17 protein-coding genes are annotated in these 19,643 nt (G+C 45.0%); 2 read left to right on the top strand and 15 right to left on the bottom strand.

Features of this window, described 5'->3' with window-relative positions; genetic code table 11:
- Positions 1–14: 14 nt before the first annotated feature.
- From K1I94_RS04590 to K1I94_RS04610, 5 genes are all read right to left on the bottom strand, one after another.
- Positions 15–752, bottom strand: coding sequence for a hydrolase (locus K1I94_RS04590; protein ID WP_223314568.1), 738 nt, complete (start codon positions 750–752; stop codon positions 15–17).
- Between the two features lie 139 nt (positions 753–891).
- Positions 892–1,449, bottom strand: a complete 558-nt coding sequence (gene lepB, locus K1I94_RS04595) for a signal peptidase I (protein WP_223314569.1) — start codon at positions 1,447–1,449, stop codon at positions 892–894.
- 181 nt (positions 1,450–1,630) lie between these two features.
- The gene (gene pyk, locus K1I94_RS04600; RefSeq protein ID WP_002921681.1) at positions 1,631–3,136 is read right to left on the bottom strand and encodes a pyruvate kinase; all 1,506 of its coding nucleotides are present in this window, start codon (positions 3,134–3,136) and stop codon (positions 1,631–1,633) included.
- Between the two features lie 56 nt (positions 3,137–3,192).
- The gene (pfkA, locus tag K1I94_RS04605) at positions 3,193–4,203 is read right to left on the bottom strand and encodes a 6-phosphofructokinase (protein WP_002895919.1); all 1,011 of its coding nucleotides are present in this window, start codon (positions 4,201–4,203) and stop codon (positions 3,193–3,195) included.
- An 84-nt stretch (positions 4,204–4,287) separates the two neighbouring features.
- A complete protein-coding gene (locus tag K1I94_RS04610) occupies positions 4,288–7,398 on the bottom strand; it encodes a DNA polymerase III subunit alpha (RefSeq protein WP_317627925.1) in 3,111 nt (1,036 codons plus the stop codon).
- A gap of 180 nt (positions 7,399–7,578) precedes the next feature.
- Here K1I94_RS04610 and K1I94_RS04615 point away from each other — a divergent pair, with 180 nt between their 5' ends.
- Together K1I94_RS04615 and K1I94_RS04620 are read left to right on the top strand one after the other, a co-directional pair.
- On the top strand, positions 7,579–8,286 hold the full coding sequence (locus K1I94_RS04615) for an ABC transporter ATP-binding protein (RefSeq protein WP_002913696.1): 708 nt from the start codon (positions 7,579–7,581) through the stop codon (positions 8,284–8,286).
- A gap of 14 nt (positions 8,287–8,300) precedes the next feature.
- Positions 8,301–9,134 (top strand): lantibiotic ABC transporter permease, encoded by an 834-nt coding sequence (locus K1I94_RS04620; RefSeq protein WP_223314571.1) that lies wholly within the window; start codon positions 8,301–8,303, stop codon positions 9,132–9,134.
- A 42-nt stretch (positions 9,135–9,176) separates the two neighbouring features.
- Here K1I94_RS04620 and K1I94_RS04625 read toward each other — a convergent pair whose 3' ends face one another.
- From K1I94_RS04625 to asp1, 10 genes are all read right to left on the bottom strand, one after another.
- Positions 9,177–9,872 (bottom strand): LrgB family protein, encoded by a 696-nt coding sequence (locus K1I94_RS04625; RefSeq protein ID WP_223314572.1) that lies wholly within the window; start codon positions 9,870–9,872, stop codon positions 9,177–9,179.
- Positions 9,865–10,245 (bottom strand): CidA/LrgA family protein, encoded by a 381-nt coding sequence (locus K1I94_RS04630; protein ID WP_002900667.1) that lies wholly within the window; start codon positions 10,243–10,245, stop codon positions 9,865–9,867. Before K1I94_RS04630 ends, K1I94_RS04625 begins: the two co-directional genes overlap by 8 nt.
- A gap of 173 nt (positions 10,246–10,418) precedes the next feature.
- The gene (gene asp5 / locus K1I94_RS04635) at positions 10,419–10,640 is read right to left on the bottom strand and encodes an accessory Sec system protein Asp5 (protein ID WP_223314573.1); all 222 of its coding nucleotides are present in this window, start codon (positions 10,638–10,640) and stop codon (positions 10,419–10,421) included.
- 1 nt (position 10,641) lies between these two features.
- Positions 10,642–10,824: an accessory Sec system protein Asp4 gene (asp4, locus tag K1I94_RS04640; RefSeq protein ID WP_125377559.1), complete on the bottom strand. Its 183-nt coding sequence runs from the start codon at positions 10,822–10,824 to the stop codon at positions 10,642–10,644.
- Positions 10,817–12,169: an accessory Sec system glycosylation chaperone GtfB gene (gtfB, locus tag K1I94_RS04645; RefSeq protein WP_223314574.1), complete on the bottom strand. Its 1,353-nt coding sequence runs from the start codon at positions 12,167–12,169 to the stop codon at positions 10,817–10,819. The genes asp4 and gtfB overlap by 8 nt, the downstream gene beginning before the upstream one ends.
- Positions 12,153–13,673 carry an accessory Sec system glycosyltransferase GtfA gene (gene gtfA / locus K1I94_RS04650; RefSeq protein WP_223314575.1) on the bottom strand — a complete coding sequence of 507 codons (1,521 nt, stop codon included), beginning with the start codon at positions 13,671–13,673 and terminating at the stop codon, positions 12,153–12,155. Before gtfA ends, gtfB begins: the two co-directional genes overlap by 17 nt.
- A gap of 12 nt (positions 13,674–13,685) precedes the next feature.
- On the bottom strand, positions 13,686–16,067 hold the full coding sequence (gene secA2, locus K1I94_RS04655) for an accessory Sec system translocase SecA2 (RefSeq protein ID WP_223314576.1): 2,382 nt from the start codon (positions 16,065–16,067) through the stop codon (positions 13,686–13,688).
- Positions 16,060–16,539: an accessory Sec system protein Asp3 gene (asp3, locus tag K1I94_RS04660; protein WP_223314577.1), complete on the bottom strand. Its 480-nt coding sequence runs from the start codon at positions 16,537–16,539 to the stop codon at positions 16,060–16,062. The genes secA2 and asp3 overlap by 8 nt, the downstream gene beginning before the upstream one ends.
- A complete protein-coding gene (gene asp2, locus K1I94_RS04665) occupies positions 16,536–18,065 on the bottom strand; it encodes an accessory Sec system protein Asp2 (protein WP_223314578.1) in 1,530 nt (509 codons plus the stop codon). The genes asp3 and asp2 overlap by 4 nt, the downstream gene beginning before the upstream one ends.
- A complete protein-coding gene (gene asp1, locus K1I94_RS04670; protein WP_223314579.1) occupies positions 18,055–19,635 on the bottom strand; it encodes an accessory Sec system protein Asp1 in 1,581 nt (526 codons plus the stop codon). Before asp1 ends, asp2 begins: the two co-directional genes overlap by 11 nt.
- Positions 19,636–19,643: the final 8 nt, after the last annotated feature.

The following is a 19,643-nucleotide window of genomic DNA, read 5'->3' on the forward strand; positions in this document are numbered from 1 at the left end:
TTGCAACACATCCTTCATTTCCCTGTATAATAAATAACAGTAATATTATCTAGACTTTGCAAATTTGTTAGTTTCTCTTTAGCTTTCAGGCCGTCTTTTTCAGGATTGTCAGACAAATAATAGTTGTCATAGCTATCATCTAGGTCGGTATAAATCTTTATCTTATCATTAACAAGTAAAGCAGCATATCTTGCCTGTCCAAAAGGCTTTCTTGAAATCTTTGTAAATTCAATTTTTTCAACATTTTCATAGTGATTCAGTAAAAATAAAGCCAGCCCCTCTTCCTGGTTGCGTACCTTTACTTTTTCCTCAGTCGTCAGCCAAGCATTTTCTCCAGAGTAAATAACATCTGTCTCACCCGTATCTTTAAAATTTGTGACCTTCTCTTTCTTTTTCAGACGAAAAGTCAATTCTGTCGAATCAGTGTGAGAATCATTATTTATATTATAGCTTTCATCCTTTGACTCCAAAGAAATATGTGGGATATAACTGGTGTCATTTACAATGAGACTAACGGAATCCCCTTTCCATAAATTTCCCTTGGAAAATTCATCAAATTCAATTTTTTGAACATCTTCATAATGATTAATGATATAAAGTGCAAGCTTTTGCTCTTTCTTATGAAGCTCTGTCATTTCTGTATCTGACATCCATATTTTTTCACCATCTCTATTTACTATGCTGCTACATGCAGACAGAAAACTCATTGCAAGTATAGCCAAAAATAATAATTTTTTCTTTCTTGACTTCAAGAGCAGTCTCCTTTAACAGTCTTTTAATATTAGTATACCACATCAGAACAAGTATCTTTATGTTTACTTGTAACTTTAAAATTGATTTTCAAAGAAAAAAACCAAGGTTGCCCTGCCTTGGTTGAAAATAGACTTTAATTTACTTATTCTTAATAAAACCAAATTCATTAAGCGGTGAGAGTCGGAACTCCACCACTCCCTTGATTTGACTGGCTTTGATGAGCCCAAATTCTCGGCTGTCCTTCGTATTTTCCCGTCGGTCATTAAGAATCAGATAAGTATCTTTAGTAATTTTATCTGACTTTGAGCCCTTCAAATCCATAATAGAGAAATCATGAGTATAATAACCTGAACTTCCTGCTGAAGCCAAATATTTCTCGCGCATTTTCTCAATGTATTCTTCCGACATGACCTGACCGTTCAGGTAAAGGAGGTCATCCATATAGGTCACTTGATCCTTTTCCAGGGCAATGACCCGGCCGACATAGTCTTTGCCATCCACTTCATAGAGGACAAAGTCCCCACGCTTGATGTCTTGCTTTCTCGTCGCCAAGACCAAGTCATTCTTTGCCAAATAAGCATTGCTGTCTTGCTCAGTCACCCGATAAGGCGTATAAATAAAAACTCTCAGCCCTATAATGATAGCTGCCAGTACTGAAAAAATAATAATATTTCTTAATAAATCTCTCTTTAACATTCGTCTCCCCCATCTCTTTTATACCATTATATCATTTTTAGACAAAATAGACAAAGGTACAATTTTATTTCAAAAATCAATTCTCAAACTTGTTCTTCTCTCAAGTAAGATAAGTGGTATCACATAGACAAGAAAAAAACCGGTGATTTTCCAATCAACGGTTCTTTTTTGTTGTCTTAGATTAACGTACTGTACGGATGCGCATTGTGTTGGTACGAACTGCTTCACCAAGCGGCACACCAGCAACGATAACGATATCATCACCAGATTCAACCAAGCCTTGCTCAACCGCAATCTTTTCAGCGATTTCAAACATATCGTCTGTATTAGATGGAGTTTCAGTAGTCACTGGAATAACACCCCAGTTCAGCATAAGACCGCGTTGAGTCAATTCGTCAAAAGTGATAGCCAAGATATCAGCGTTTGGACGGTATTTAGAAATCAAGCGAGCTGTGTGACCAGTCTTAGTAAGGGTAACTACCAACTTGATATCCATTGAGTTTGTAGCATCTTTAACTGCTGAAGCCATAACTTCAGTCTTAGAGTTACGCTCAAAGTTATCAGTTGTCAAACGTCCATATTCGTTAAGAAGGGTTTGAGCGTTCTTATCGATAGTAGCCATTGTTGTTACTGACTCAAGTGGGTATTTACCATTTGCAGATTCACCTGAAAGCATAGTTGCGTCAGTTCCATCGATAACAGCGTTAAATACGTCTGATACTTCTGAACGAGTTGCACGTGGTTTTTCTGTCATGGTTTCAAGCATGTTAGTTGCTGTGATAACCACTTTACCAGCTGCATTGACCTTAGTGATGATCATCTTTTGGTAAACTGGAACCATTTCGAATGGCACTTCGATACCCATGTCACCACGGGCAATCATGATACCGTCAGCAGCTTCAATGATCTCGTCCAAGTTATCGATACCTTGTTGGTTTTCGATTTTCGCGAACAATTGAACATGGCCATTACCAGTTTCTTCACAGATTGCACGAACTTCGTTAACGTCTTTTGCAGTACGTACAAATGAAATCGCGATGAAGTTGATTCCTTGCTCAAGACCAAAGCGGATATCGTCATTGTCACGCTCAGCAAGTGCTGGGAAAGGAATCTTAGTGTTAGGGATGTTCACACCTTTTTGCTTAGCAATGATGCCGTCATTTTCAACTTCTACTTCAAATTCACGAGTAGCAGCGTCTTTTGCGATAACACGAAGACCAAGTTTACCATCGTCAACCAATACTTGACGGCCAACTTCAACATCATCGTAGATGTCCAATCCGCCAGCAACGTTCAAAGCAATGACTTCACGAGTAGATTTGATACCTTGCTTAGTAGCAACACGGATTTTTTCACCAGTCTTGTATGAATACTCTTTTGCATCGCCTTCGAACAATTCTGTACGAATTTCTGGTCCTTTTGTATCAAGAAGGAAACCAACTTTTTGACCAGCAATTTCTTCTGCACGCTTAACAGTTGCCATGCGCTCTCCTTGCTCAGCATGGTCACCGTGTGAGAAGTTGAAACGGAATGTGTTTGCGCCAGCTTCAATCAACTTAGCAATGTTTTGAGCTGATGCTTCAACATCCAGCTTTTCTCCCCAATATCCGTCATCACCGAATTTTTTTCCACCGCGGATTTCTACCGCAGGACCTAATGTTGCAACGATTTTTACACGTTTATTCATGATTGTATGAAACTCCTTCTTCTATTTGGCCTTTTGGCCTGAATAACAAATAATGATTAAATATTGATGCTGCGGTTCAAATCAGCCAAGTCCAGATCAGCCTTGTGCGGATTATTGACAACAATCTTGCCTTCAGCAGTCAAGCTAAAGAGTGCTCCTTCTTCAGCAGTTCCCAGAATTGGGCTTTCAACCATCTGCTCATTGCGGATTCCAACAGCAACTCCGCCGATACCTTCTTTAAGCAGTTTAACAGCATGTGCTCCCATACGAGATGCAAGAACACGGTCACGCGCAGTCGGTGAGCCCCCACGCTGGATATGTCCGAGCTCTGTGACACGTAAGTCGCTCATATCACCAGCTTCTTTTAGCTTCTCAGCGAATTCATCCGCTGACATGACACCCTCAGCCAAGACGATGATGTTGTGCTTCTTGCCCTTAGCATAGCCATTCTTAATGCTTTCAACAACTTCTTCGATCTTGAAACCTTCTTCAGGAACGATGATTTCGTCCGCACCAGATGCAATACCTGCCCAAAGAGCAATATCACCAGCATTACGGCCCATTACTTCGATAACGAAAGTACGGCGGTGACTGGATGAGGTATCCCGAATCTTGTCAATCGCATCCATAGCTGTAGTAACAGCAGTATCAAAACCGATAGTGAAGTCTGTTCCGACGATATCATTGTCAATGGTTCCTGGAACACCAACAGCTGGGAAGCCATGCTCTGTCAAGCGCATCGCACCATGGTAAGATCCATCACCACCGATAACAACGACACCTTCAATTCCATGTTTTTTAAGCTGCTCAATCCCTTTCAGCTGCCCTTCAACTTGGGCAAACTCAGGGTAACGAGCAGAGTGAAGGAAAGTTCCACCGCGAGAAATAATGTCACCAACTGATGTTGCATCAAGTGGGTAAATCTCGCCAGCTACCATTCCAGCGTAACCATCATAAATACCGTAAACTTCCATTCCTTCGGAAATTGCTTTACGAACAACCGCACGGATGGCAGCATTCATACCAGGGGCATCACCACCACTAGTCAAAACAGCAATACGTTTCATTTCGCTTTTTGCTCCTTTTTCTTTTTAACATTCTTATAGATTATACCACAATCATCATGAAAATTCTCTTATTTTCCATATTTTTTAACGAAAAATCGTTTTCATAGTATAATTCTTCAATTCCTCTTGCAGCTGCTCCGATTTCTCCACTCGAAAATTCGGTGCAGACATGGTTCGCTTCTCATCTTCATAGCGCAGGACAACCGGAATATTGCCGGGGTATTTCTGCAAAATATGAGATATTTCCCGATCATGCTCATGTCCAGCAAGTTTTATCCAGAACCGTTCTGTAGTGGCTTCTTCTATATCTGACAAGACCAACTGTAAGCGTCCATCCCGTTCCTGCACCTTGCCGGTCAAGTAGTAAACCCCCTTTTCCTTAATACGCTCGGCCAACTGACGATAGGTATCAGGAAAAAGGGTGACATCCAGTTTTTTCTTCGTATCTGAAACCTGCAAGAAAGCCATATTCTCGCCCTTTTTGGTCCGGATAGTCTTGATAGTCTGGACTTGAGCTAAAATCCTAGCTCTGCTATCTTCCGTCAGCTCACTAATCCAGCTAAAGGGCTGGTCCGCTTCTTTGGCCAGTTTAACCAAGGGGTGATCGCTAAGCCCCACACCGATAATGCTCTGTTCCAGCTCAAACTTTTCAGCATCGCTGAAATCCTGAGCCTCTGTCCAAGAATAAGTCGTATCCGCAAAGAGACTGCCCAGCTCATCTGCAAATACAAATAGATTAGGCAGATTGGCTAGAATTTTTTGGCGATTTTTCTCAAAACTGTCAAAGAGCCCCAGCTGGATCAGAGGAGTCAGCAGTGGAATCTTATGGTAATTCTGAGGCAGGCGCAGAATAAAGTCTTCCACCCCAGTAAAGGTGGCATTTTGTCGCTCTTCTATAATCCAGTATGCCAAATCCCTAGGCAAGCCTTTGATATTTTTCAGACCCAAAAAAATCTTTTTATCCTGAAACTTATCATGGTAGGGAATATTATTGATGCTGAGGGGTGCTGTTTCAAAGTCAAAACTCAAGGCATCGGTGATATAGTCACTGCTAGAATAATTAAGCATGACATCAAAGAAAACATCTGGATAGTGAGCCTTGAAGAAAGCCAACTGAAAGGCCAGAGCTGAGTAGGCATAGGCGTGGCTGCGGTTAAAGCCATAACCAGCAAACTTCTCCATAATAGCAAAGACTTCCTTGGCTTTGGATTCCGAATGCCCTAGCTTGAGAGCACCTGCAACAAAGTCCTCCTGCATGCGATGCATTTCAGCAGCATTTTTCTTACCCATTGCTCTTCGTAAAATATCGGCTTTCCCCAGACTAAAGCCACCAAAGCGCTGGGCCACCTGCATAACCTGCTCTTGGTAGAGCATGATACCGTAAGTCGGAGCTAGAATATCAGCCAAACTGTCATCAATCAGCTCCACCTGCTCTAGCCCGTGCTTTCTCTTGACAAAATTATCAATATAATCGCTGGCTCCAGGACGATTGAGAGAGGTTGTGGCCACTACTTCCTCAAAGCAAATTGGCTGAACTCGCTTGAGCAGGCTGATTGCACCCGGCTGCTCAAACTGGAAAATCCCCTTGGTCTGGCCAGCCGCAAAGAGTTTCAGAGTGTCTGCATCCTCCAAGTCAATGTCTGCAATCTCAATATCTACCTCATATTTTTTCAGTGTTGCTTCTTTCATCCGCTGGACAAAGGTCAGATTGCGCAAGCCCAGAAAGTCCATCTTGAGCAGACCGTTGCTCTCCACACCGTGGGCATCATATTGGGTGATATACATGTCCTCACCGTATTTAAGCGGTATCTGATCAGTCAGGTCATTGTCACTCATCACAACGCCGGCTGCGTGGATAGAAGTCTGACGGGGATGACCTTCGATTTTTTTAGCAATATCAAAAGCCTTTTGGTATTCTAGCTTGCTGTTGATAATCTGACGAAAGCCCATATTTTTCTCATAAGCAGAGGTCAGACTATCGCCAAAGCGGATTTTCTTGGTGATATTGGTTAGCTCATACTCTGGCAGACCGAAACGCTTGAAAACATCGCGAATGGCCTGCTTGGCTCCGAAAGTCGAGTAGGTCACAATCTGAGCCGCATGCATACTGCCATAGCGGTCACGAACATAGCGGATAAACTCTGGCCGGTAAACATCAGGAATATCGATATCAATGTCGGGCATGGTATAGCGCTCTAGATTTAGAAAGCGCTCAAAGAGCAGGTTGTTTTTGACTGGGTCAATCCCAGTAATCTCCAAGGCATATGCCACCAGACTGCCAACAGCAGATCCTCGGCCCATGCCCATATAATAGCCCTGACTGCGACCAAAGCGCAGCAAATCCCAGACAATGAGAAAATAATCATCAAAGCCCATCTGATGAATGACATCCAGCTCCTGGTCCAGCCGTTCCTGATAAAGTTTACCTGTTAAACCGCGTTTTTTTAAGCCAGCTTCAGACCGCTCCCTTAGTTCTTCCACAGCTGGCCGCTCCCGATTAAAGCGAGGTAGTTTCAGCTCCCTATTGATATCATAGTGAACATGACGGACTAGCTTCTCAAGATTAGCCAGACTCTCTGGGAAAGTTTCCTTAAAAGCTCCTGCCAGAGCATCTGGTGCCAGCAAAAACTCATGATTGGGAAGGCTGCCAATCTCCCGCAGGCTGGCATTTTCTCGAATAGCCCGGAGCATCTGCAAGGTTTCCAAATCCCCCGTGTCAAAATATCGGACAGTATGCAGGGGCAGGGTTGGCCGACCGAACTCCTGCTTGGGCGTTGCTGGAAAGACACCAACATAAAAATCCAACCCCAAATCCAGATCTGCTACTCCATCAAAAGCAGGAACAATCACAGCCAATCCCTTAAAGAGATGCTGGAAATCCTCCCAGTTTTTTTGTCCCATCATCTTGAGAGTCGAGACTTTCATCAGATTGCGATAGCCCTGACTGTCCAAGGCCAGCAGACGGAGATGAAGCTCCTGCTCTGCCTTGATCAGACTCAGCTCCAAGCCTAAAAGTGGCTGCAGTCCCGCAGATTCGGCTTCCTCTAAGAAATGATAGGCTCCATAGAGATTGTCCACATCCATCATGCCCAGATGACTGTATCCTAAGTCCTTGGCTTTCTGCACATATTTCTTTATCGGGACCAAGCTATCCATAAAACTGTAAACAGTCTTGGTATCAAGTTGTATCACCACATTTTTCTCCTTGAACATGCTTTGCTTCTTCTTACAACTATTATACCGCAATTCACTGAATGAGGGAAATAGGAGTTTGACTGAACAGAAAGATTCCATTCACCCTTTCCGGCTTTCTTTGCCATTTTCCTAAGGAAAAGGTATAATAATTGTAAATTGAAGAAAATAAAGGAGACATGTATGAATCAGTATCCTCTGGTCTATCTTGACCATGTCCATAAAAATTATGGCGACGCACCCGCTCTGTATGATGTGAGCTTAAATATCCAGCCCGGCAGAATCATCGGACTTCTAGGTCCTAATGGAAGCGGCAAGACAACTATTATCAAGCTTATCAATGGTCTCTTGCAGCCGACCTCTGGTCATATTTATCTCAAAGGCGTCAAACCTTCTCCTGATACCAAAAGAATCGTTTCCTATCTGCCAGATACGACTTATCTGAGCGACAGCTCCAAAGTAATCGAAGCTGTAAAATATTTCCAAGATTTTTATGATAATTTTGACAGCACGAAAGCCATGCAGCTTCTAAAGGATCTTCATATCGATCCTCAAGCACGCATCGGAAGCCTTTCAAAAGGAAATAAAGAAAAAATGCAGCTCATTCTGGTCATGAGCCGCCATGCGGAACTCTATATCCTAGACGAACCTATTGGTGGTGTTGATCCGGCTGCTCGTGACTATATCCTGCAGACCATCATCCAAAACCGCACACCTCAGTCTTCTGTCATCATTTCCACCCACTTGATTGCAGATATCGAGCCAATCTTGGATGAAGTAATCCTGATTAACCAAGGTCAGATCTTTTTGCATGAAAATGCTAATCAGCTGCGTCAACAGTACAATCAATCCATTGATAATCTCTTCCGCAGCCAGTTTCGCTTTTATTAGGAGGACTTCATTATATGTTTGGAAAACTGTTTAAATACGACTTTAAGTCTAATTACAAATGGTATTGTATCACCTTTGCCATTCTTCTGTCTCTCTCTATCTTGATGGGATTTATAACTGGCAGCAGCTTGAGACCTGAGGTCATGGAACGCTATAGTGACTACCCAATGGCTACTAGTGGTGTTATTTTCACTTTATACCTACTCTTCCTCTTGCTTTTTTCTGCATCCTGCGCTGTCTTTCTGTCCAATACCATCATTATCATCCGTCGGTTTTATAAAAATGTTTTTGGGCGAGAAGGCTACCTGACTTGGACCTTGCCGGTTACGCCGCATCAGATTCTTCTGTCTAAACTTCTTTCCGCATTTGTTTGGACCCTCTTGTGTATGCTAATCATGTTTATTAGCGGCCTTGTCATTTTTGGCATTGCCCTCCCTATTACAGGCTATTCATTTAATGAGATTTTTAAATATATTGGCGAAATCCCAGATTTATGGCTTTGGATTGTCAAATACGGCTTCCTTAATCTCCTTCAAATACTTTCTGGTATCCTCTTCTTTTATCTAGCAATCTCAGTCGGACAGCTATTTAAGAAGAATCGGATTATGATGGCTGTGCTTTTCGGATTTTTGATTTGGAGTGTTCTGGCGGTCCTGTCAATCTTCTTACCTAGTTTCTTAAATCCGTACGGCCTATTTTCTCCATACGATTATAGTCACTCCGATACGGATTTTGAAATGATGCTAGATGCCTTTCTTATTATCCGAATCGTCTTTGAACTGGTCAAAATTTTTGGTTTCTATTTTACAATCCATACCATTGTAAAAAACAAACTAAATCTGCAATAAGCAAAACAAGGTTGAAACAAAACGTTTCAACCTTGTTTATTTTTACTTCAGAATAATCGCTGCCACGATGGGGCTGACCAGAACATACATGAGGCCGGTCACGCCAATCGCAAGTCCTGCCATAGCTCCTGCGACCTGGCCGTATTTAAAGGCGGTTCCCGTTCCTACCGCATGGCCAGTTCCCCCTAAAGCAAGACCAATAGCTACTGGATCCGTTATTTTTAAGAGCTTAAGAAGCGTTGGTCCTAATACACTGGTTAGAATGCCCGTCGCAACCACCACCACTAAGGTCACTGTAGCAAGACCTTGCAGCTTGTCTGTGATACCGACAGCCATGGCCGTTGTGACAGATTTCGGAAAAAGAGAAACAGCCAGAAAGAAATCCATGCCGAAAAATTTAGCCATCAGAGCAGTGAAGCAGGTATTGACTACAACCGCCGCAAAGGTCCCAATCAAAATACTGCGTGCATGGTGCTTCATCAAATGAAAAGTCTTGTAAAGCGGAATCCCCAAAGCAACCGTAGATGGCACAATTAGGTTGTTTAAATAGGAGCCGCCGACATAGTAATCCTTGTAGGAAATACCGGTTAATTTTAAAAATGCAATAACCAAAACTGCTGCAATCAGCAACGGTGTTGTCAAAGGATGAGGAAATCTCCGAAAAATCAATAGACCGAACAGATAGGCCAAGATAGACAAGGCAAGGCCAAAGAGAGGGTTGCTCCATAAATCAGACATTGCTGGCGTCTCCTTCCTCATAATCTCCTTCAAAACGAGTCTTAATCAGCTGCACCACAACTGCAATCACACAGACATTGAGCACAATCGCTCCTAAAACAATCAAAATAATCGGCAGCAGATAAGGTGCAATGACCTGAAATTTATCCATGATGCCAACTGCTGGAGGCAGAAAAAGGATGGTCATATTTGCCAAGAGAAAATTGCCAACCATACTGATATGACGCAAGCGCAGGAGCTTGAACTGCAGAGCCAAAAACAGCAAAACCAGACCAATGATACTGCCCGGAACAGGCAGGTGGAAAACACTTGAAATTCCTTCTCCAACGAGGGAAATCATAAAAATAATCATCAACTGAACGTATAATTTCATACCAAACCTCCATCACTTGTATATCCAGTTTACTCCTTTTCAGAAAAATATCAAGGTGCTTTCAGAAATTAAAACCTTTACATAAAAAATTTGCTTATAAAAATTCCCTCTATTGTCTGCAATAGAGGGTCTTTCTTATTTAGCAGTCGTCTGAGTAACTTCCTAAACAGATGCTAGATAGATTGAATCATAAAGAAAATCATGAGCACAATCAAGGCAAGGCTTGCCAAAAGAACTAGGATTTTCTTTGCGAGATGGGTTTCCCAGTAGCCTGACTTGCCAATCGATGTATTGGTGTCTCTGTAAAATTGCTGGCTCTCTCTGGGAAAAAGACTAACCAGCAAAATCAAAACTAGGGCAGCTACAATGGTAAGTATAATCAATATTATTTGCATTTTATTTCCTCAAGGCTCCAATCAATGTAAAAATCAAGCCAATCAAGATCATCAAGCCCAAGACGATGACAAAGGCTTTGTTGAGGTTTTCCCCCAAGCTGGCCTTTTCTTTCTTGGGCTTGCCATGCTTGAGCTCATCTAACCGTCCCTCAATATCCTTATGAAATAAATCTTTTTTAGCCATGCTGACCTCCTAACAAGCTTTGGAGAGTCTCCTGATAAAGACTGACGGGTACATCATTGGCATGTCGGCCTTGAGCTTGCAAAGCTGACCGCATCTGCTCAACACCAGATAAGGCTTCTTCCAAAGTTGATGCCAGTTGAGCTGGCTGGCTGCTGTCGAAAATATGCTGTTGGGCAATGTAGTGCCTGTCATGCAGAGTCTGCTCAAAGCCTAGAATCAAGAGATTGTTCTCAAAAGCCTTGCGCACTGCCTGCAGGACCTGACCGCCGTGATTGATATCCAGATAAATGTCTGATTCCAAGTAGAGCTGCTCGATCTGCTTGAGACTGGCATTTTGATAAAGGACAACATTCTTATAGGACAGCATAGACAATAGCTTAGGCGACATTTCCGTAAGGGCAGCAATGCGAAAGACTAGCTGTGGCAGGGACTGAACCAAGGTCTCTAAGCCTTCAATCTGATCTGAATGGGTCAAGATTAAGGCATCTTTTCGTAGGTAGTTGTCCCGCTTGAAGTCATAATGATAGCCCAGATGCAGGAACTTCTGCTGCTGGTCAGTCGCTGCCAGACTCTTGGCCTTTTCATAAGTTGCTAAATCTGGAATGACAATGGTCTGCGCCCGCAGCTGACTATTTTCTAGAATCAGCTGCATATTGCCCGGAATCTCATCATACAGAGGCTCCTGCCAAAAGAGAATATCCTGGCTAGCTCGACCTGTCAAGCTGTGGGAAACCAGGAAAGAATTAGCCAGCGAATTAAAGAGAATGTGATCCAAGTCCAAGTCTAACCGCTCCAAAAAGAAACGTATAAAATCCACTCGACTTTTAAAAATCCGCAAGGGCTCTTGGTCCAGGGTCAGGATAATGTCACCGGTGGCGTGATTTTCCACGATACGCTCCTGACCATCAGTGCTGTAATAGGTTGTGTTGAAAGCCTCCTGGCCTGATTTATAGGCTGTTTTGGCAAAGCAACGGCCTTGCTTATTATAACGCTCACTCAGTCGCAGCTGGCCTTTTTTATCCAGCCAATCCACCTGCTTGACCAGCCGGCCCCTGGCCTGACTGGCGTAGTGAATCCGTGCTCTTTCTTCTCCCATGTCACTGACACGCGCCGACTGGTGGTCGCCTGTGATTTCCCAGAAAGGGGGCACTGGCACTTGATTGAAAAAGAGCGGGTGGTCTGCTCCCTCTTCATCCCCCAGAAAGTAAGTATAGGGGGAGATCATGTCGTCCGGCAGAAAACCATTGGCCTCAATGACAATGGTCGGACAGTCATAGCCAGCTGCAAGGAGGGAATCATGCAGATCCTGGGTTTCCTGATTGTAATAATCAAAGAGCTGAATCATCTTTGACCTCCTTTAAAAGCTGGGACCAAGCCGCTTCAACCCGGCTGGTCAAATAATTCTCGGCCACTTGATAAGAGTGTTGGCTCATCTCCTGCTGGCGTCCTTGGCTAAAGAGAGCTATTATTTTCTCCACAAAAGCAGCAATAATCTGATCCTCGACCTGATTGGAACTGACCGGTATCAGATAACCATTTTTACCATCATCGATAAAAGACTGATTGCCATAGCGGACATCAAAGCCAATGAGGGGCAGACCTGATCCGACCGCTTCCATGAGCGTTAGACCAAAGCCTTCACTGGTTGAAGCCGTCAGATAAAGCTCATAGCCTGCATAAATCTGACTCAAATCTGCATGCCCTTTGAGCCGAATATAGTCCTGAGCTCCTGCTTCATCAATCCTGCGGCGCAGCTTCTCCTCTTCGCCCCCCTTACCGTAAATATCAAGAGTCAGCTCAGGCAGCTGGGCATGGGCTTGGACAGTTGCTGCCACTAGCCAATCAATATGTTTTTCCGTAGCGAGACGCGAAGCCGTGATCATAGAGAAAGGCTTGCGAGGCTCTTTGGGATAAGTCAGCTGGTCCAGACTCCCTACCGGTATGGTAACAATCTTGGGCTGCTTGTCCGAGTAATGCTGGAACTGCAGCTCTAGAATCCTTTTCTGAGCCTCTGTTGCCACGATGAAAAAGTCTACCTTGTCAGCATTGGTAAACTGGTAGTCATAGAAATTATTCCAGAGAATGTAGTCATCACTGCTGGCATTTTCACTGAAATGCTCCGCATGGACCACTACTCCCAGCTTAGCCTTCTGGCTCTCCTCAAAGACAATCTGACCAATCCCTGTCTCCCTATCCAAGATGACCACATCATCTGCCTGCAGCTGCAAACGCTGGAGAAAATAACGAACCAGCTCAGCCTTGGAATAGAAAATCCGATCTGGAAAGCGATAGAGCTCTTCCTGACCATCCTCTATCAGCATGTCATAGGCCACACTGCCGTCTTCATTGTAGAAGCGGCGCTGGTAAAGGGTGGCGGCGTCATTGTGGGGTGCGAAGTACTCGCTGGCATAGCGGACATAGGAGAAATAATCCTTGCGAATCAATCTCCCCCGCGAGACATACTCCACATGCTCCACAAAGTCCTGGTCTTCCTGCCGCAGATAGCAAGTGATAAACTGATCATCTTGCGGATAGAAATAGCGGACAATCTTGCCCTCTCTCTCTGAGCGCTCCGGCTGACCAGCGACTTGAGCCAGCACCTGGTCCAGCGTCACCGTCGTCGGTGCAATCTTGATATCAGTAAAATAGTTATAAAGCCAGATAACTTCCTCATCCAGAAAACCAATATTTTCCGTCAGATGCTGAATATTATCCGCTAAAATCATATCCATAAAGATAAACTTAGCCGGCTGCTGGATTCTGCGCAATAGCTGGGCCCGATAAGCTTGGGCGTATTCTACACCGCTGCTGGCCCAGCCAATGCCTAAGTTGATGTTATATACTGTCATATTCTCCTCGTCTTACGGGAAGTACATGATGACTTCTCCTTTAGGGTTGAGTGCCAATTCACTCATCAAAAGATTCTTGACAATCTGCTGTTTCATGCGCTCCTTCATATATTCAAAGCCATCGTAAGCCTCTTGGTAGTATTCTACCAGAGGATTTTTCATAGAGAAATGCTGACCGCTCAAGGCTGTCTTGAGCTGCTGCAGATAGTCCACCTGCTCGACCCAGTTCTCATCAATAGCCTTGAGAACGGACACCCGCTGAAAATGGGTAAAGAGCTTGTCAGACTTGAGATAGTCTTTCTTTGCCTGCAATTCCTGCTCGGCAATATCCTGCAAGAGCTCTGCAATTTTCTCCGGCGAATAAATATCGAAATCATAAGGAATGCGCTCAGCATGATAGCTGAAATGGTCTAAGATAAAGCGATAGAGGTCAGCCCGCGTCCCATAGGACTGCTCATAGGCTGCCTGATGAATGACCTGACTGAGGACGCGGCTGATTTCTTCATCAATCCGCTCTTCGGCTTGAATTAGACGATTGCGCTCAGCATAGGTAATCTCCCGCTGAATCTTCATACACTGGGCATATTCCAGCGTCATTCGACGGGACATCTTGGCGCTGCTTTCGCTGGCTCTCTGAGCCTTGGCCACTAAGCGTCTAAAGCGGCGCTGTCCCAGCTGGACTGGATGCTGCTGAACTTCTTCGGTTGAGTAGTCCTTGTAGAACTTCTTGAGCCAGTCTGGTCCCCACTTCCTGAGCAGGTCATCCTCTAGCGAGATGAAGAACTTACTAATTCCCGGATCACCTTGACGGCCTGAACGGCCACGAATCTGTAGGTCAATCCGCTGGTTCTCCATCCGCTCCGTACCAATCACCACGAGACCACCCAAATCTGCGACACCCAGTCCCAGCTTTATATCCGTACCGCGGCCGGCCATGGATGTAGCCACCGTCACCGCACCTTTCTGCCCAGACTCAGCGATGATTTGTGCCTCACGCGCCGCATTGTTGGCATTGAGCAGATTGTGGGCGATGCCTTCTCTCAGCAGTAGGGAAGAGTAAATCTCTGACATCTCCACTGAGCCGGTAAAAATCAAGAGCGGATTGCCTTGAGCATGGTAGTGCTTGACCTCGTCCAGTGAAGCAAAGACTTTTTCTGGCAGGGTCTGATAAAGCTGGTCTGGTAAATCCTGCCGAATCACTGGCTGGTTGGTCGGGATCTTGATGACAGACATGGAGTAAGTCTCCATAAACTCGCTCTCCACCACCTTGCCGGTCCCGGTCATACCAGAGATTTTCCGGAAGAGCCGGAAGAGATTCTGATAGGTAATGGAAGCCATGGCCCGCGTTTCCTCCGTCAGCTTGACATGCTCCTTGGCCTCAATAGCCTGGTGCTGGCCTCCCTGAAGCCGGGTCATTTCCAGCAGACGGCCGGTTGAACGATCCAAAAGTACGACTTCTGCCTCTTTATCACCCTGGCGGACAACATAGTCCTTGTCCTTCTTGTAGAGCTTGTGGGCTCGCAAGGCTAGATTGAGGTGGCGAACCAACTCTTGATTTTCCTTGGAAAAAAGATGCTCCAAGTCAAGAAAAGACTCAGCCGCCAGAATACCTTTTGATGTCAGCCAGACTTCATTCTTCTCGTCATCGTAGTGGTAGTCCTCTTCTTCTTTCAAAGTCGTAATGAAGGTATCCATGATACTATAGAAGTTTGACTGAACTCGAGGCGCTCCAGAGATAACCAAAGGTACCTGAGCGCTATCCAAGAGAATGGAGTCAATCTCGTCTATGATGACATAGTTGAAAGGACTAAGATATTGGCTATCCTTATTCTCTGCTAGATTTTCAATCAGATAGTCAAAGCCCAAGGCACTATTGGTCGTATAGACAATATCCGCCTGGTAAATCAGCCGCTTCTGCTTGGGCGTCAAATTTTCAGTCTCATCAGCTACCACCGCTGCCTCAATAGTCAACCCCAGAAAACGATAGACCTGCCCCATTTCCTGAGCATCCCGAAGAGCCAGATAGGTATTGGTGGTCACCAGCATAGCTCCTTGACCAGACAGGGCATTGAGATAGAGTGGCATGGTAGCCGTCAGAGTCTTGCCCTCTCCCGTAGCCATCTCAGCGACATTGCCCTCATGAAGAACAATCGCCCCCATGACCTGCACATCGTAGGGAAACATGCCCAGCACCCGCTTGTCTGCTTCCCGCACCACAGCATAAGCCTCCGGCAGTAAGTCGTCTAAAGTCTCTCCTGCGGTCAGTCTCTCCTTAAATTCCTGAGTTTTCTTCCGCAGCTCAGCATCTGACAAGCCAGCCATTTCTGACTCAAAGCTTTTGACTTTGGCTAAGATTTTCTTTAAGCGCTGAATTTGAAAATGATTTTTAATCATCAGACTCCTCTATGATTTGGTCAATGTTTAGGCAATGAAACTCTAAGGACTCAACTCCTGCACTCAGCAGCTGAATCTTATAGCTATAGGCTTCCTTTGGGTAGGTAAAGATCATACTCTCCGAACGCTCCACTTGATTGCTGATTTCTTTCTCATAGCGGTCAAAGAAGATGATTTTCAGAAAGACGCTGGATTCAGGATAGGTGGTCATATCTCTAGACAGGCAATAGCGAGCCCCCTTTTTGAGCAAGGGGAGAGCAGGCACCTGCCGGTCTCGCTGATAATTCCATTTGGAAGACCATTCATGGATGGTCTGGCCGGAGGCCATCAGTTTATTTTCAAAAAATACATGTGAAGGGGAATGAATAATAAGGGTAGTGCCATAGAGATAGGTAAAGTCAGTCATTTTACCAGCTGCTGAAACCCCTCTCAGCTCTCCCCAGTAAATGCCCTTTCTTTTTTGAATCTTCATTTCTTTCTCCCAAATTCCTTTTCCAATATCATTCGATAGTAATTCATAAACCAAGACACAGACACAGCTAAGTCGTCATTATGCCGTCCCGGGACACCTCTGCTAATCAGCTTGGCCTCAGTCAGATGAAGAGCTGCCACCAGGTCCTCATAGGCCGTCGGATCATAGTCCTCTTCTTTCATATAGGCGATACCAAAGGTCGTCCGGCTGAAATCAGCCTTCTCAAACTTACGCCAGTAGCGTTGATTCAGCTCCTCTACATGTTCCTGATCTTTGCCACCCGTGTGACGGTGAAGGACATCTAGAGCCGTCGGAAAGACCTCGGGCAGGCGTAAACGGCCACGTTGGGCAATACTTCCTAGATTTCCCAAGGGCTTGGACAAAACGATAGCCCGCGGACGAAACTCCGAACCGTAATAAACCGCACCATAGGTCCCCATCGACATGCCCGACAGGATTAGATCCCGCTCGGTAAAGCCCAGAAAGTCCAAATGCTCTTGGATAATCTTATGAATACCGCTCTCTAGCTCCTGACTGCCTAGATAAAACATACCGCCATCCACGCGCGGATCTGAAAACAAGAGAAAAGGACAGCCCAGACTCCGCATCATTCCGAAGCCCTCGAAGCCTTCCGCCCGACGGTAACCAGAAAAATAAACAGCCAAAGGCGGCTTCAAATCTCCCGGATAAAAGAAGTAATTAATCTCCTGACGGTGACTATCACGAAAAATCTTTCCACCCAGAACATACTTACCAAACTCAAAGCGGGTCAGACGCTGATGCAGAGCGCCGACCTGAATCCGTCCCTCGCCTCTAGCCTCCAAACTGACGCCCAGATAGGAAGTAAAGTCATTGTCCAGAACCATGGATTCCCGCATATCCTCTTCTGCGAAGATAGTCTCGCGAGCAATTTCCGCAGTTGATCCTTCTTGGATATTATAGAGGCGCAGCCGCAGCTCACAGCTGCCTGACTTTTCATATTCAAGCCAGAGTTCAACTGGATTGAACTTGTTGGCAATAATATTATATTTCCAAGACAGGATTGGCTGAAAGTCTTGACCGAAGTCCCCTTCCAGCTCTAGATTTTCATAGCCATTGTAGCAAATCTTGCCCCGAAATCCGGGACTGACCACCATATCAAGCGGGGTCATCTTATCGCCATACTGGCCGGAAAAGAGAGCCTTAGACAGCTTGCGGAGCAGGTCAACTCGATCGCTCATATCCGTTGGCTGAGCACAGTGACGCTTAAGGAAGTACTCAATATCCGCTTCCTGGGTTTCCTGTTCCTGGTCATAGAAAACTGTATGAGGGATAATCTTGGACTCAATCATAAACAAATCTGGAATCCGACGCAGGTCGTCCACCAGAATCGCATCAAACTTGACAATCTTATCCATTTCCATGACCTTTTTGATGGCTAGATTGGAGTTAGGAAAGAAATAATACCAGGCCATATTGTCTGGAATGGCAAGCTCCTTGCTCCAGTCGCTTGAGCCAATCTGTAAGATTTTCAGCTTATTTTGCATTCTCAGCCTCCTTGAGCCACTGCTCCCACCGGCCAATCAGCTCCAGACCAGTATTATGATGGATTTTTTCAATGGAATAAATCAAGGCCTGGTTCCAATTTTTCAAACCTTCCAAGTAATAGTCTGCAGCAGTTGGTAGATCAGAGATAGAGTCCAAGATATAGCCATTTTGCAGATGGGTCACATAGTCCGAGCCCACCAGATTGATCTGCGGAATCCCGGCAGAAATCCCAGCAATCTGCGTATAGAGATTGGGCTGCTCACTCAGGTCGATGATTAACCGTGTATCGTCCAGCTCCTGAATCAAGCTGAGCTCGTCCGTGATATTTTTAATCGTAAAACGAAGGTCCTGCTCCTGATTTTCCAGCAGGGCATTCTCAGCCTGCTCACTGCGACGGTAGTTCTTGACAAATTCATATTGATTCAGATACTCATCAATAACCTCCCGCACCTTGGTCTCCACCTTTTGGATTCCTTCCTGCCAGGCATTGTAAACACCGATAGTCAGCTCTGTATCTGGATGCTTGGCCACATAGTGGAGAACCTTGAAGATGGCATAGTCATTAAGCCCTTCTTCCAGATTAATTTGATAAAAAATCTTGGATTCACGACGACGCTGGCTCTTGCCCAGCTGCAGACGGGTATCAAAAGGCGACAGGTAATGCACCTTCTGAGCCTGCCCAGGCAGGTAGCGCTGAATAGCCTTCTTGAAATCCATGCGATCAGTCAAGACTAAATCTGTCTGCTGCAAATCTGTTTCTAAAGCTGGCCAATCAACTGTATGATTGCGCTCGTGGAAAAAGCTGAGAATGATTTGAACATTCTTGGGCAACAAGCGCAAAATGGCTTGAGTGTATAAGGGATGCGTTGCTAGGACAAACCGGCTGTCCTCTCCTGCATTGCGCTCGATATAGTGTCCCAATTTCTCCAAGATTAAGTCCGGCATCCGCTCATACTCCAGCTTATCAAAGTCCAGTAAGTAAGCAGGGTTGACCTCTACCCGACTGTCGTCAGGCTTGAGATGTTCACGAATCCGCCAGTCACCATCCGGCTGCAGGTAGTCCTGATAAAGGGGCTGACCATCTTCATAATAGGTGATACTGGAGACAAAGCCCCGATCATCAAAGATATAAAACTTCTCCAGCTGGTCATCCTTGAAAAACTTGATGAAGCTGATAAAGCCTTCTACTCCAAACTCGACATGGGCATAGAGCTGTCCCTGCCTACGGACCATGACTAGAAAGGGCGTATAGACAAATTCGCAGTCTGGTTCCCAGTCCAGTTCCTTGATTTGCAAGACCTGCATTTCTTTAGACTGAATCCCCTGAATCTCATCAAAGACCGAGTAATAGTCCGTCTCAAAAATATCCTGCCGATGCAAGAGATAGCGGGCATGTGGCATATAGGCTGGCAAAAGCAGCTGGACGGGCAGATTTTCACTTTGAAAAATCCGAATCTGATGAATCGAGTCATCAAACTCCAGTCGCTGCATGGAACGGTACCAAGGGATAATATCCCGGTGCCAAACCCGATCCCCACTGCCACTCCATGAAGGAATAAAGTAATACATAGTTTCTC

The sequence above is a fragment of the Streptococcus sanguinis genome (assembly GCF_019929145.1).
GTDB classification, from domain to species: domain Bacteria; phylum Bacillota; class Bacilli; order Lactobacillales; family Streptococcaceae; genus Streptococcus; species Streptococcus sanguinis_U.

Bases quoted from the DNA above. Each gene is read 5' to 3' on its own strand.
- asp3 (WP_223314577.1), bottom strand. From the start codon at position 16,539: ATGAAGATTCAAAAAAGAAAGGGCATTTACTGGGGAGAGCTGAGAGGG.
- pyk (WP_002921681.1), bottom strand. From the start codon at position 3,136: ATGAATAAACGTGTAAAAATCGTTGCAACATTAGGTCCTGCGGTAGAA.
- pfkA (WP_002895919.1), bottom strand. From the start codon at position 4,203: ATGAAACGTATTGCTGTTTTGACTAGTGGTGGTGATGCCCCTGGTATG.
- gtfA (WP_223314575.1), bottom strand. From the start codon at position 13,673: ATGACAGTATATAACATCAACTTAGGCATTGGCTGGGCCAGCAGCGGT.
- secA2 (WP_223314576.1), bottom strand. From the start codon at position 16,067: ATGATTAAAAATCATTTTCAAATTCAGCGCTTAAAGAAAATCTTAGCC.
- gtfB (WP_223314574.1), bottom strand. From the start codon at position 12,169: ATGATTCAGCTCTTTGATTATTACAATCAGGAAACCCAGGATCTGCAT.
- lepB (WP_223314569.1), bottom strand. From the start codon at position 1,449: ATGTTAAAGAGAGATTTATTAAGAAATATTATTATTTTTTCAGTACTG.
- K1I94_RS04615 (WP_002913696.1), top strand. From the start codon at position 7,579: ATGAATCAGTATCCTCTGGTCTATCTTGACCATGTCCATAAAAATTAT.
- asp2 (WP_223314578.1), bottom strand. From the start codon at position 18,065: ATGCAAAATAAGCTGAAAATCTTACAGATTGGCTCAAGCGACTGGAGC.
- asp5 (WP_223314573.1), bottom strand. From the start codon at position 10,640: ATGCAAATAATATTGATTATACTTACCATTGTAGCTGCCCTAGTTTTG.
- asp4 (WP_125377559.1), bottom strand. From the start codon at position 10,824: ATGGCTAAAAAAGATTTATTTCATAAGGATATTGAGGGACGGTTAGAT.
- K1I94_RS04630 (WP_002900667.1), bottom strand. From the start codon at position 10,245: ATGAAATTATACGTTCAGTTGATGATTATTTTTATGATTTCCCTCGTT.
- K1I94_RS04620 (WP_223314571.1), top strand. From the start codon at position 8,301: ATGTTTGGAAAACTGTTTAAATACGACTTTAAGTCTAATTACAAATGG.
- asp1 (WP_223314579.1), bottom strand. From the start codon at position 19,635: ATGTATTACTTTATTCCTTCATGGAGTGGCAGTGGGGATCGGGTTTGG.
- K1I94_RS04625 (WP_223314572.1), bottom strand. From the start codon at position 9,872: ATGTCTGATTTATGGAGCAACCCTCTCTTTGGCCTTGCCTTGTCTATC.